Origin of the sequence: Paenibacillus ferrarius (assembly GCF_002027705.1) — a bacterium.
In the GTDB taxonomy this organism is placed as follows: Bacteria; Bacillota; Bacilli; order Paenibacillales; family NBRC-103111; genus Paenibacillus_E; species Paenibacillus_E ferrarius.
On the sequence record NZ_MBTG01000026.1, the window covers coordinates 85,925 to 98,198 of the forward strand.

The following is a 12,274-nucleotide window of genomic DNA, read 5'->3' on the forward strand; positions in this document are numbered from 1 at the left end:
AGAAACTTAATGCAAAATTCATATGCGGCTTCGAAAGGCAGTAGGGGAAGCATCCCGAAAAAACGCAAAATTCCCTGGTATCAGCTGTGTCTCAACCTATTGTTCATTATAGTCGTTATTCTGATTATGCTGCCGTTGGTCCTAGTTCTTTCGGTATCGTTCTCCGATGAGAAATCAATTTTCGTTAATGGATATTCTTTTATTCCTGAAAAATTAAGCTTGATGGCTTATTCCTACATGTGGCAGGATAGGTTTTCAATTCTCCATGCTTATGGTGTTACCATAATGGCTACGGTAATCGGATCCGTAATAGGGTTATTGATGACGGCTATGTACGCGTATCCGATTTCCCGACGTGATTTTCCGCTGCGGAATGTATTTTCATTCTATGTCTTTATCACAATCCTCTTTGGCGGCGGGCTTGTCCCATGGTACCTTGTCTATACGAATCTACTTAATGTCAAAGACAGTATACTTGCGCTGATTTTACCGGGATTATTGATGAATGGCTTCAATATTCTGGTGATGCGGACCTTCTTCCAGGGCATTCCACCCTCACTGATGGAATCGGCTACCATCGACGGTGCAGGAGAATTCCGAGTCTGGTGGCAGATCGTCATGCCACTCTCGCTTCCCGTTCTGGCCACCATCGGGTTATTCAATACACTGGCCTATTGGAACGATTGGTTTAACTCCATGATCTTTATTTCGGATGCCAAATGGTTCAGTCTTCAATATGTCATGCAAAAAACGTTGATGGATATTCAGTTTTTATCGCAGCAATCGGGTACTGGCAATGCTTCCGCCCTTCTGGCCACGACGCCGACGGAGACGATGAGAATGGCCATGGCGATTATCGGTGTCGGACCCATAGTGCTGGCGTATCCGTTCTTTCAACGTTATTTAGTGAAAGGATTGACTATCGGCGCTGTGAAAGGCTGAGAAGTCAACGATAAGGGGGTGATTCCGAAAGGTCAGGCGCTTGCGAATATTCGGAATTTCAAGCTGGTTTTTAACAATACGGAATGAAAGTTGGAGGTCGGGCAATGAAGAAACAAATCGGAATTGTATGTAGTGCGGTTATGGTGTTATCAGTTATTTTGTCTGGATGCTCGGGTAAAGGAACCGACTCTGCGGGCTCCTCTGCAAGCGCCTCCCCTTCGGTAAGTCCAAAAGGAAGCAAGCTGGATCCTTATAAGCTGGTTATGGTATATCCAAACACGACGGCTAAGGACTTGAAGCTGGTACAGGATGAATTAAACAAGTATTTAACAGAGAAAATTAATGCTACGATTGAACTGAAGCCGATCGATTGGGGCGCGTGGAATGATAAAGCGAATTTGATGTTTACGTCCAACGAAAAATTCGATATCATGTTTGCGGCTTCATACTTGAGCTATAACGCTAATGTCACAAAGGGCCAATTCATACAGGTTGACGACCTGTTGAATAAATATGGTCAAGGAGCCAAAGATACGCTTGGACCCGATTGGATCAAGGGGAGTCAAATCAACGGTCACAGCTACGGGATTCCAACTCTGAAGGAATTCGCGGGTGGCGCAGGCTTGCTTTTTCGGAAAGATTTAGTGGCGAAATATAATATTGATTTAAATGCGATCAAGACATTTAACGATCTTACTCCTATTTTTCAAACGATCAAAGATAAGGAGCAGGGTGTGACACCGCTGGTTCAATCAGGCACCTTGAACTTCACTGGCTTGATAACTGGGTACTCTCTGGACGCACTTGGTGATGGCTATGGAGTTCTTGATTCAGATAGCGGCAACATGAAGGTTGTTAACTCACTTGAAACTAAGAAATATACGGACATCGTCTATCAGATGCGGAGTTGGAATCAGGCCGGATTTATTAACCAGGATGCGCCTACTCTAAAGGATGATCAACTGTACAATTTAATGAAAGCGGGCAAAGGTTTCGCATTTGCCGTACCGACCAAGCCTGGTAAAGACGCGGAAATGAGCACGCAGCTCGGGGTGGAATTAGTGCAAAAAGATTTCATCAAGCCGCAAACAACCACGAGCGAAGCAACGGGAGCCATGCTGGCGATTTCTCGCACCTCTGCAAATCCGGAACGAGCCATGATGTTGATCAACCTGCTTTATACTGACCCGTATTTGATTAACCTGCTTGATTTTGGGATCGAAGGCAAGCATTATGTCAAGAATTCAAACAATATTCTGAATTTCCCAGAGGGTATCACCGCTCAAACCAGCGGATACAATCCCGGCATGGCCTGGATGTTCGGCAATCAAATGAATACATACTTGTGGAGCAATGAGGATCCGAACAAGTGGGAGAAATTTAAGAAGTTTAACCTCAGCTCTTCTAAGTCACCCGCCCTCGGCTTCGCGTGGGACCCGACTAACGTTAAGAATGAAGTGGCAGCAAGCGGAAATGTCAGGACAGAATACAACGCAGCCATCAATACGGGAACGATTGATCCCGTGAAATCACTTCCAATATATATTCAGAAGCTGAAAGAGGCTGGACTGGATAAGATTATCGCTGAGAAACAAAAGCAATTGGATGCATGGGTTCTAACCCAAAAAAAATAAACGAAGTACCATGGAGTAAAGCGTGAATCATATAGATTCTCGCTTTTGACCATTTATATTATAATAACTCTGGATCGATATATCAGCTATCGAAAGGAGTGGATGTCATTATGACCTTGCGAATGAAGGTGATTCTCGCGTTTGGCCTGATCACCATTCCGCTTGTCAGCTTTTTACTCTACACCAACTACTATTCCAGTCAGGTTGTTAGGGAACAGGTAGAGAGCTACAATTCTGCCTTGCTGACCCTGTATGGGGATCAAATCGATCAGATGCTGGAAACTAACAATAGCTATCTATACAAGCTGGCCAACCAGGAGCCTCGCATCCGTTCCCTAATGTACAATATAAACAAAGGGGACGATTATGTGCTGACTCGGGTTGCGGTTTCCGAAAAGCTGTATTCGGATTTCCCTTACAATAAAAATGTGTATTTGGATTTTGTTTACATTCCGCCCAATCAAGATTTGATTACCGCCCAGCTTACTCAGAGCTCGTATGAAGAATTTGTAAGCATTAATGATTTCCTTCGAGGCTTGTTTAACGATGCTGCAAACCGAGAAAAATTGATGGAATTCAAATTCCTATGGGTAAGCTGCCAAATTAAAGGCGAACAATTTCTGCTAAGCATCGTAAGCACCGATACGAACACCTACGTCGGGGCTTTGATCAAGATCAATGATTTAATGACACCGCTCCAGTTGATTGCACGGGACCGCAAGATCAGTGCTTATTTCCTGAACACCCAAGGACAATGGCTTGCCCCAACGCCTCCAGATGCCGCAGATGAAGTGACCAAAGCGGTTCGGGAAGCGGGAAGCGTTAATCAAGTCGTACAAGGAAAAGATACCTATTTGCTTGTCCAACATCGGATGAGGCTGTCGGACCTGGTGCTTGCGGTGATGATTCCAGAGAAAGTGATGCTTCAGCAGGTTCCACTGTTCCAGCGGATTACTTATGCGATTCCATTCGCTGCGGGAATATTGCTGCTCATCTTCCTGATGTACTTGCAGAAGCTGGTTATTCGGCCGATGCAGCGTTTGATCCAGGTTATGCGTCAAATCAGCAAAGGAAATTTGGACATTCGCCTTACTACCGATCATTCGTACGAGTTTAGCCTAATTGATGCTACGTTCAACAATATGGCATCTCAAATCCATGATTTGAAAATCCATGTCTATGAAGAAGAGATACGTTCACAGAAGGCTGAGTTGAAGCAACTGCAGTTGCAGATGAATCCACATTTTCTTTTTAATTCCCTCAACATTATTTATAGCCTAGCGGAGACAGGCAAGGTTCAGCTCATTCAGCAAATGACCCGGCATATGGTCGGCTATCTTCGTTTTTTTGCCCGTTTGAAAGAGAACCTGATTACAGTTGAAGAAGAGATGGAGAACATTGAACATTATATGCAAATTCAGATGCTGCGGTTTCCGAAGCATCTAGACTACAAATGGACGATAGACGAGTCGGTTGTTGGAGTCCTGATTCCGCCTCTTACCATTCAGCCGTTCGTCGAGAATGCTATAAAGCATGGTTTTACGATGGGAAAAGATATCTTTCATATTCGCGTTTCGGTAAGCTCCCAGATGAAGGAAGAGAAGGGTTACTGTGAAATCCGAATTGAAGACAACGGGAAGGGTTTCCCAACGGAATTAACTGAGAGTTTGAGCGAACGAATGGAGGATCGCTCATTCACGGACGAGCACATCGGGATATGGAACGTGTTCCACCAATTAAAGATGCTTTACCGTGGAGAAGCAGAGTTGAAAATTGCAAATTTGGAGCCGAATGGGGCTTGCGTGAGTATTCGGATTCCGCTCCGATGGAGCGGACAGAAAGAGGGGGAAACTCGCCATGTTCAACCTATTGATCGTGGATGACGAAATTTATGCCGTAGAAGCACTTAAATCAGGTGTTAAGTGGGCCTCCCTAGGTTTCACGGGTATCTATGAAGCCTACAATATCCAGAATGCGCAGGAAATTCTCAAGATGACAGCTATTGACTTAGTCATTTGCGATATCGAAATGCCAGGAGGAAATGGTTTTGAGCTGCTCGAATGGATTCGGCTCCATTATTTGGATATGGCGACGTTGTTCCTAACCTGCCATGCGGAATTTAAATACGCCCAACGGGCCATCCAACTCGGCACCCATGATTATCTGCTCAAGCCCGTGGATTATGCCGATTTGAAGGAGACAGTCCGGAGAATCGCCAAGTCGATGCAGGAGGAGCGGGACTGGAAGGCGTCGCAAGGGATGGCGCAAGCGTTCTGGGAGACGAAAAAACCAATGCTGGTCGAGCGATTTTGGCAGGATGTGCTCAGCTCCCGAATTGCGACTTCCACGGAGCCGATGGGGAAAGCTTTGCAGGAGTTTGCGGTTCCGTTCAACCCGGAGCAGATGGAGGTTCTGCCGATCCTTATCAGTATTGAAGAATGGACGCAGGTTCTTACCGAACGGGATGAAGAGCTAATGGAGTATGCGATGCGCAAAGTTGCCGAAGAGATTGTTCTGAAGGGGATGGCTGGTTGCACCATTCAGGAGCGAAACGGTGCGAATGTCATTTTCCTGTATGTCGACAAGATGGCACGAATGGATATAAATGAGATTGTCCGTCGGTGTGAAGCCTTCATCCAGTACAGCGGGCGGCACTTTTACTGTAAGGCTTCTTGTTATATTGGCGAACCGTCGCCTATCGAGCAGACGAAGCTGATCTGTGAAGCGCTATTGAAAATAGAGTTTGACAACATTAAGAGATCCCAGACCGTCCATCTCTACAAGCCGATGAAGGAAGAATCAGCTCGCTTCCGAGCCTTCGATCTGTCCGGGTGGCCGTCCTTGATCGAGCAAGGCAATGAGACAGAGTTGCATCAGCGAATTTATCAGTTGTTTGCGGCCTTTAAGTTTGAAGGCGGCAATGCAGAGTCGCTTTTAATCTACTATCACAGCATTTTGCAAACGATCTATTCGGTGCTGCACAAACGGGGGAAATATGTACAGGAAGTATTCGCGGAGACGGAAGCGCTCGAGATGGCGTTGATCCCCAAGACGATCCGACAGATGGAAGAATGGGCCGTTCGGGTGACGGGGGTGGTCAGTCGTTATGTGAAGACGGATGAAGACTCTATCGTAAGAAAGGTAAAAGATTACATTCACGCGCATCTAGATGATCGCATCGAGCGTCCGGAGTTGGCGGAATTGGTGCACTTGAACCCGGCTTATTTGTCGAGACTTTTCAAGAAGGAGACAGGTGAGTCATTATCGGAATATATTCTGACCGAGAAGATGAAGCTGTCCCAGCAGCTTCTCCGCGGCAGCAGCAAGCCCATCAGTGAAATTGCGCAGGTGGCTGGATACAGTAACTTGTCCTACTTTTCAAAAGCGTTCAAAAAGTTATTCAACGTTAGCCCGCTGGCCTATCGCAAGGGGGAGCTTTAAACCTACAGGAATAAGTTATGAGCATACTTTTGGAGGGACGTCGTTGGGGAGGAAGAAGAAGACGAACACGCCGTGAGTCAAACGCATGAAACGGGAAGGTTGACTGCAATCGGCTGCGGCTAGCTGGCATGAAAGGTGGAAGACGTTTGAATAGACAAGAGCTACAAAAAAAGGTCCGCTATACGGATGCTGCGTTTGATAAAAAAACTGGAAATAGTTGGCTACAGATGATATAATTGCATTAATTCAATATCCGATGAAACGGAAGCACCGTGCCTGCAGAAGTCTGTTTTCTGCTCGCATGTGTGCTTTTTTTTATCGGCAGTTAGGAGAGGAGGATATCGTGTATCCGCAAATTAATTTTCCCAAGAAAGTAACGGAGAGATGGCTCAATCGGGCTTTTGCTCCATTGAGCGATTATTTGAACCGGGAGCACCCGGAAGATGCCCGCAACATTATGGCATATATGACGTTCATGTACAATAAAGATCAGCGATTTTATTACCGAAATTGCATCACAAATGACTCGATAGTGCTCGATCAATCGGGGGAGCTGGTTTCATGCGGTAGGGAATCGCTTCGCTATAAATTCGAGTATCCGGAAAACGTTAGAGTGGATCGTCCGTCAAAAGAAGAACGTTTTGTCCACCCGAATGTTACCCGTTGGATGGCAAAAAGTCTCAATAAAAAGACTGAGGTGAAATACGGCGAGGAAGTATGCATTTTCCTTCAAGAGCTCTGGGGACCGTTCGTGAACTTTGATTTTAATGATCTGAAAGCAGGCTATCCCATAAAACGAGCTCAAACGCGCTACTGCCTCTATTTATATCCCTCTGAGTTCCTTACGAAAATTGCTATCCAATTTGTTGGAGACGAAATCGTAGAGAGAAGATGCAGCTACTCGGAATATTCCGAATACGAGAAACAAGCACGTAACCTAAACGATGAGGGATGGCAGGTGATTACCGTCATTCGGGAATTTCTCGACCGGGATCTCGACCAATTCCGGCTGTATATATCTAAAGCGGTTGATCTGGCCGAGCCTAGGGATCCGATTTCCGGTTAGGTTGCATAGGGCACAGCCTTACCGGGAATACGGCTTCTTTCATACATCCCGAGAAAAATTAGAGATTCGAGAAAAATGGTCGGGGGTACGGGGACCCAGATGAACATAGATGTAAGGTATGGACTGCCCTTTATTGAGGGCCACGCAGCTTCAAGCGATCACCAAGGAAAGCGTCAGTATTGACAGTTGCGTCTTTTTGACGCTTTTGACGGTACTGCCGCTTTTTTATTGAGAGTCAGACCTGCACTGTTATTGATTTGATCTAGCAGGAAAACGCGATGCTTGTTTTAAGATACTTCCTGTAAAAGTATGATTCTAATAATCTAAGGCATAACTTAAGACTATATTGGAAACACTTTTGTGGTTTGATATAGTGATTGTCATGCTAAGTGTGTTTATCAGGGTGGATGACTAGTAGATGCATATTCTGACATTTGAAGAGAAAGTAAGCAGTGTAATTGTAGAGCGAGGTTACGATTATTACATGGATGATCTTGTCTCTTCTATAGAAGAAATCAATGAGAATCTCTTTGCAGTGACCGTTGAGGGACTCTTTGTAAAACAAATACTATATACATTACGTCTAACATTATAACGGACTGCAGAACTATCAAAAGGGGTGCTTATTATGAAAAAGTTTATTTCTGGACTAGTTTTAGGGATTGGTATATCGGCTTGTTCTGTTGCATTTGCGTCAGATAGCATGCAAGCATTTCTTTTTCCAAGCAAAGTAACTTTTCACAACAATGGCGTGTCTAAAGAGATAACTTTTAGCAGTGATGATCCTGTTATTAATTTTAATAATAAAGCATACATCCCCTTGCGATTATTTTCTGAAGCATTGGATGCAAAAGTTAATTATGCATTACCATCGGCTTCAAGTGATGGGAAAAATGTAATCGACATTTATTTCAATAAAGATAACGGCGTCATACTGGAGGACGTAGATGGTTTCATATCAATTACTAATTTAGAAAGTGTACCCTCTCTAGGTGAGGTATCCCTCTCGGCCTTGCTACATGTAAATAAGAACGTTGACGGGAAAATCATTGAGATCCACGCGTTAAATTCAAGTAAAAAAATTATCGGATCAAGTGCTGAAATTAGCATTGAAGGTAATTCGGCACTAAAGGTTGGAGACACACGAAAAATAACTGCACCAATTGTGTCAAAAGAGACTCCATCCTCTTTCGAAGTTTTGGTTAAGGACATGTGGGGACTTACTTTAATGGATAGTTACTCGGATGGAATGATAAGTGGTATTGCTGGAGTTTCATTTGGTCCGCCATCTGTCGATTTGAACAAAAAAGCTCTTATATCATCTTTACAATTTAAAAACCCGAGTGATAAAGATATAAACATCGAACCCCTTGCAATTGAGTATCAAATAAATAAAGTGAATGGTGAAACTAAAGAGGCAATAAAAAGTTATAAACTCCCTATATTAAAAGGAAATGTTCCAAAAGAATCATGGTATCAGGCAGCGGTTCCTGCATGGGATTTAAAAGATCAAAATGGTAAGGTAATCTCTCCGGGGAAATATGAGGTCAAGATCATAGTGCCAAGTACACTTAAATATACGGCTGAAGGCTCCTCTGCTGCTGAAACGATTGGGAACTTGGCCAAATTCACTCATTGGGAAGTTGAAATAACTCAAGATCAAATCAATAAAATAACAACTTAATTAGTCTTAAATTTTTGTGCTATGGCGTGAATATAGTAAATACATTAGTATTCCGTGTTCCCTACTTAACCACAGCTGCTCCCAATCTCATTAGTAGATAAATGAATGTATAATTGCATAATAAAATCCATATACTATACCTACATAGTGTACAGAGTGTACATTTGATTGTACAATGGAGGTGAGGAGGGTTGTTTATGCAAACTGTACTTAATGCTACCGATGTAAGAGCAAATTTTGGTGGATTTATCGATACCATTGTTAGAGAGAAACCCCAAGCCATAAAGAGGAACAGAGATGTTATCATGGCTTTCTCGAAACAACAGATGAAAGAATTGTTATCCATATACGAACTTACTGTTGAGTATGAACAAGATGAAGATGGACGTTATGCTGGATCTGTAGAGCAGATTGATGATATTGTTGCGGATGCAGAGACACTTGAAGAACTCAAGAAAGAGTTAGCCAGACATTTGGTTGAGTATGCGATGGATTATGAAGCTAACTATTCCCGTTACTACAACACTCCGAATCGACACAAGCATTCTCCATATATTCTAAGAATTTTACTGGAAGACGATGTTGAATCCGTAGTGCGAATGCTCCATGCCTAGTTGGAGTGATTTGGAAAATTTTATAAAACGCGATGGTTGGGTACTAGTTAGACAAAACGGTAGAGATAAAATATATGAAAAGAAATTGCCAAACGGTGAGATACTTAGAACAGCAGTTTCGAAAGGTACAGGAGAAATTGGCAAAGGTCTGTTTAATAGAATCTTAAAACAGCAACTGAGAGTAGATAAAGAATATTTTAATTCAATAAAATAGATTCAGATAGGAAAAACTCTCGAGTGATTTCAAAAATGTGACTACGCCCTTAGATGCTCACCACGCCCTACTACAAAGGAAAAGCACCCGCAAGGGTGTTTTTTTCCTCTGTATGTTTGTGTAGGGAGAAGAACCCCAGCTAGTTCAATCCCCGCGGACTGCAGTGTAAAGTGAGGCAGCTACTTGCGAGGAATAAGATACGGCGCCAAACCCGCCGCAATAACTTGATGCCCCCGATCATTAGGATGGATAGGCAGTGAGCCGCTCAAGGCATCCTCAATCTTGCCGTTTTTATAGCCATAGATAAGATTCGCTTGTTTTCCTTCAAACCATGTATGAACAGGGACGATACTTGTACTGAAGCTTTGCGCAAGTTCGGTTGTCAAACGATTTAGTAGACCTACCGACTCTACGGCAAGAGGGGTGTTCGGGAAGGGGTTGTATTGGGTGCAGCAGAAGATGCGGGCATGGCATCCTTTTTTAATTTGATTTAAAATGGCACTTAGATTGCGCTTATAGTTGGCTGCCATTTGTTTTGCGGCTGATGGTTGCCGAGTTTTGAGAGAAATCAGTGCAGCGTTTGCTAAATCAACGCCTCCGATCCAAATTGTAACGACGTCAGAATCCCTAAGCACGGGCGCTCCTCGCCATATCACTGAATCCAGAAGATCATCGCTGGTCCAACCAGGCCGAGCCATAACATAGCCAGTAACTCTGCGGGAGCTTGAACATAAACTGGATGTTGTCAATTGGGGATAAGCGTTTGCGAAGGAGGAAGCATTTTCCCCGAAAGTAATAGAATCTCCAAGAGCTGTGTAGATCATGTGAATATCACCAACCCCTCAATTAATCAGACTTATGGTGCTAATAACTAAATGAAAGATCGGTGCGAATGATCTTTTTTGGGTTTACTCCTGCATGTTATCAAGTGCATCTTAAAGGTATAATATTGCAATTAGGTTTAGGTTGTGTGGGTATAATTAAGTTTTGAATCAAATAAAAGTGTTATGTAAAAAGAAGCACCCTTGCGGGCAATGTCATTAAGTTAAGGCGCAGGGTTAAAATCAAAAAAAGAGCAGGTTATCTGAAAAGATAGCCCGCTCTTTTTTTGCATGAAAAAGAAAAAAAGAACTTGACAAGCAGTTGAAAGTGTGTGGCGAAGCCCCTTGAAAAACGAGGAGGTTACGCCAATGAATGAGTACGCGAATTCGCTAAAAGAAACGCTGACATCTCTCATACGAGAAATGTCAGCGCTACCCGCACCATATGTCAAAAACCCCGAAAGAGATTTTACCCGAAAGAAAAAGCTGCCCTTTGAAACGGTTATGCAACTCCTGATCTCGATGGGCGGTAACAGCATCTATAAGGAACTCTTGGAGTCGCAGGGCTATGATGTAAACACCGCAACCACTTCTGCTTTTGTTCAGCAGAGGAATAAAATCCTGCCGTCTGCTGTGGAATTCCTGTTTCACGAATTTACTCAATCGCATACGGATATCAAAGACTACCACGGGTATCGATTACTTGCGATTGACGGTTCGGATTTACATATCGCAACGGACCCTGCCAACACGGACACCTATTTTCAAAGTCAACCGAACACGAAAGGCTACAACCTTTTGCATTTGAACGCAGCCTATGACCTCTGCAACAGACTTTACGTGGATGCCATTGTTCAGCCGCGAAGATTGAGTAGCGAGGGAAGAGCACTTGCAGCTATGGTTGATCGTTCCCCCATCAAAGGTAAAATCATTGTTATTTCCGATCGAGGCTATGAAAGTTACAACAATTTCGCGCATATTGAGCGCAAAGGATGGAACTACGTCATACGGGTAAAGGATTTGGATTCCAATGGTATTCTTTCGGGCTTGCGTTTGCCCTCTAGCGGTTCGTTTGATATTGAAGTTCATCTGACACTCACAAAAAAACAAACCAAAGAGGTCAAGGCTCATCCCGAGATTTACAAGTTCATCCCTTCCAAGTCAACATTTGATTTTTTGGATTTGCATGAAAACTTGTATTACCCGATTTCCTTTCGGGTTGTTCGTTTCGTCCTGCCAAGTGGCGCCTATGAAACTGTCATCACGAATCTTTCTGCCGCAGATTTCCCACCCGATGAACTGGAGTCCATTTATAACATGCGATGGGGCATTGAAACCTCTTTCAGAGCGTTGAAATACACCGTCGGATTGACGAGTTTTCACGCAAAGAAACAAGAGTCCATCATCCAAGAGATTTTCGCAAGAATGATCATGTACAATTTCGCTGAAATGATGACCTCACACGTCGTCATTTCCCAAATGGATAAACGGCACCACTACCAAGTCAACTTCACGGTTGCCGTTCACGTTTGTAGATATTTCCTGCGTTCAAAAGATGATGAACCCCCGCCCGATGTTGAAGCGTTGATTCACAAAAACATTTTGCCGATTCGACCCATCCGCCCAGGACAGCAGAATACGCGCAAAATCCGCTATAAATCAGCTGTTAGCTTCGTCTACAGAGTAGCATAAATCGTTTAACAAGACCATTTTTTTAGCGGATATTCCATCCGTTTGTTTGCTGTGCGCTTTTTTCCTTGTTTGCATAAAAAACAAACGGCACAGGGATTTTTCCCATGCCGTTTTCGGATTCATCTTTATTCCGTATTTTGTCTTTGAACTTATCTTAATGACATTG

12 protein-coding genes are annotated in these 12,274 nt (G+C 43.6%); 10 read left to right on the top strand and 2 right to left on the bottom strand.

Features of this window, described 5'->3' with window-relative positions:
* Positions 1 to 9: 9 nt before the first annotated feature.
* From BC351_RS25825 to BC351_RS25865, 9 genes are all read left to right on the top strand, one after another.
* Entirely contained in the window at positions 10 to 942 is a 933-nt protein-coding gene (locus BC351_RS25825) for a carbohydrate ABC transporter permease (protein ID WP_244209174.1), read from the top strand.
* Between the two features lie 104 nt (positions 943 to 1,046).
* Positions 1,047 to 2,576 (top strand): ABC transporter substrate-binding protein, encoded by a 1,530-nt coding sequence (locus tag BC351_RS25830; RefSeq protein ID WP_079416426.1) that lies wholly within the window; start codon positions 1,047 to 1,049, stop codon positions 2,574 to 2,576.
* Between the two features lie 110 nt (positions 2,577 to 2,686).
* On the top strand, positions 2,687 to 4,459 hold the full coding sequence (locus BC351_RS41770; RefSeq protein ID WP_144028536.1) for a sensor histidine kinase: 1,773 nt from the start codon (positions 2,687 to 2,689) through the stop codon (positions 4,457 to 4,459).
* Entirely contained in the window at positions 4,434 to 6,017 is a 1,584-nt protein-coding gene (locus tag BC351_RS25845) for a response regulator (RefSeq protein ID WP_079416428.1), read from the top strand. The genes BC351_RS41770 and BC351_RS25845 overlap by 26 nt, the downstream gene beginning before the upstream one ends.
* 343 nt (positions 6,018 to 6,360) lie before the next feature.
* The gene (locus BC351_RS25850; RefSeq protein WP_079416430.1) at positions 6,361 to 7,083 is read left to right on the top strand and encodes a hypothetical protein; all 723 of its coding nucleotides are present in this window, start codon (positions 6,361 to 6,363) and stop codon (positions 7,081 to 7,083) included.
* A 418-nt stretch (positions 7,084 to 7,501) separates the two neighbouring features.
* Complete coding sequence (locus BC351_RS42435) at positions 7,502 to 7,678, top strand: hypothetical protein (protein WP_158082230.1); 177 nt, start codon at positions 7,502 to 7,504, stop codon at positions 7,676 to 7,678.
* A gap of 33 nt (positions 7,679 to 7,711) precedes the next feature.
* Positions 7,712 to 8,767, top strand: coding sequence for a hypothetical protein (locus BC351_RS25855; protein ID WP_079416432.1), 1,056 nt, complete (start codon positions 7,712 to 7,714; stop codon positions 8,765 to 8,767).
* 197 nt (positions 8,768 to 8,964) lie between these two features.
* The gene (locus BC351_RS25860; protein ID WP_079416434.1) at positions 8,965 to 9,381 is read left to right on the top strand and encodes a hypothetical protein; all 417 of its coding nucleotides are present in this window, start codon (positions 8,965 to 8,967) and stop codon (positions 9,379 to 9,381) included.
* Positions 9,374 to 9,595: a type II toxin-antitoxin system HicA family toxin gene (locus BC351_RS25865; protein WP_079416436.1), complete on the top strand. Its 222-nt coding sequence runs from the start codon at positions 9,374 to 9,376 to the stop codon at positions 9,593 to 9,595. The genes BC351_RS25860 and BC351_RS25865 overlap by 8 nt, the downstream gene beginning before the upstream one ends.
* Before the next feature lie 179 nt (positions 9,596 to 9,774).
* On the opposite strand, the gene BC351_RS25870 is transcribed toward BC351_RS25865, so the two are convergent.
* Positions 9,775 to 10,419, bottom strand: coding sequence for an SGNH/GDSL hydrolase family protein (locus tag BC351_RS25870; RefSeq protein WP_079416438.1), 645 nt, complete (start codon positions 10,417 to 10,419; stop codon positions 9,775 to 9,777).
* A gap of 366 nt (positions 10,420 to 10,785) precedes the next feature.
* On the opposite strand from BC351_RS25870, the gene BC351_RS25875 reads away from it, so the two are divergent.
* Positions 10,786 to 12,108, top strand: coding sequence for an IS4 family transposase (locus BC351_RS25875; protein WP_079412048.1), 1,323 nt, complete (start codon positions 10,786 to 10,788; stop codon positions 12,106 to 12,108).
* Here the strand turns inward: BC351_RS25875 and BC351_RS42985 are convergent.
* On the bottom strand, positions 12,076 to 12,274 hold a 199-nt coding region (locus BC351_RS42985), incomplete at its 5' end, for a hypothetical protein (protein WP_208629714.1). The genes BC351_RS25875 and BC351_RS42985 overlap by 33 nt on opposite strands.

What these genes read in the sequence shown, in the direction of transcription:
- BC351_RS25825 (WP_244209174.1), top strand. Translation starts at nt 10, where the DNA reads ATGCAAAATTCATATGCGGCTTCGAAAGGCAGTAGGGGAAGCATCCCG.
- BC351_RS25830 (WP_079416426.1), top strand. Translation starts at nt 1,047, where the DNA reads ATGAAGAAACAAATCGGAATTGTATGTAGTGCGGTTATGGTGTTATCA.
- BC351_RS41770 (WP_144028536.1), top strand. Translation starts at nt 2,687, where the DNA reads ATGACCTTGCGAATGAAGGTGATTCTCGCGTTTGGCCTGATCACCATT.
- BC351_RS25845 (WP_079416428.1), top strand. Translation starts at nt 4,434, where the DNA reads ATGTTCAACCTATTGATCGTGGATGACGAAATTTATGCCGTAGAAGCA.
- BC351_RS42435 (WP_158082230.1), top strand. Translation starts at nt 7,502, where the DNA reads ATGCATATTCTGACATTTGAAGAGAAAGTAAGCAGTGTAATTGTAGAG.
- BC351_RS25855 (WP_079416432.1), top strand. Translation starts at nt 7,712, where the DNA reads ATGAAAAAGTTTATTTCTGGACTAGTTTTAGGGATTGGTATATCGGCT.
- BC351_RS25860 (WP_079416434.1), top strand. Translation starts at nt 8,965, where the DNA reads ATGCAAACTGTACTTAATGCTACCGATGTAAGAGCAAATTTTGGTGGA.
- BC351_RS25865 (WP_079416436.1), top strand. Translation starts at nt 9,374, where the DNA reads ATGCCTAGTTGGAGTGATTTGGAAAATTTTATAAAACGCGATGGTTGG.
- BC351_RS25870 (WP_079416438.1), bottom strand. Translation starts at nt 10,419, where the DNA reads ATGATCTACACAGCTCTTGGAGATTCTATTACTTTCGGGGAAAATGCT.
- BC351_RS25875 (WP_079412048.1), top strand. Translation starts at nt 10,786, where the DNA reads ATGAATGAGTACGCGAATTCGCTAAAAGAAACGCTGACATCTCTCATA.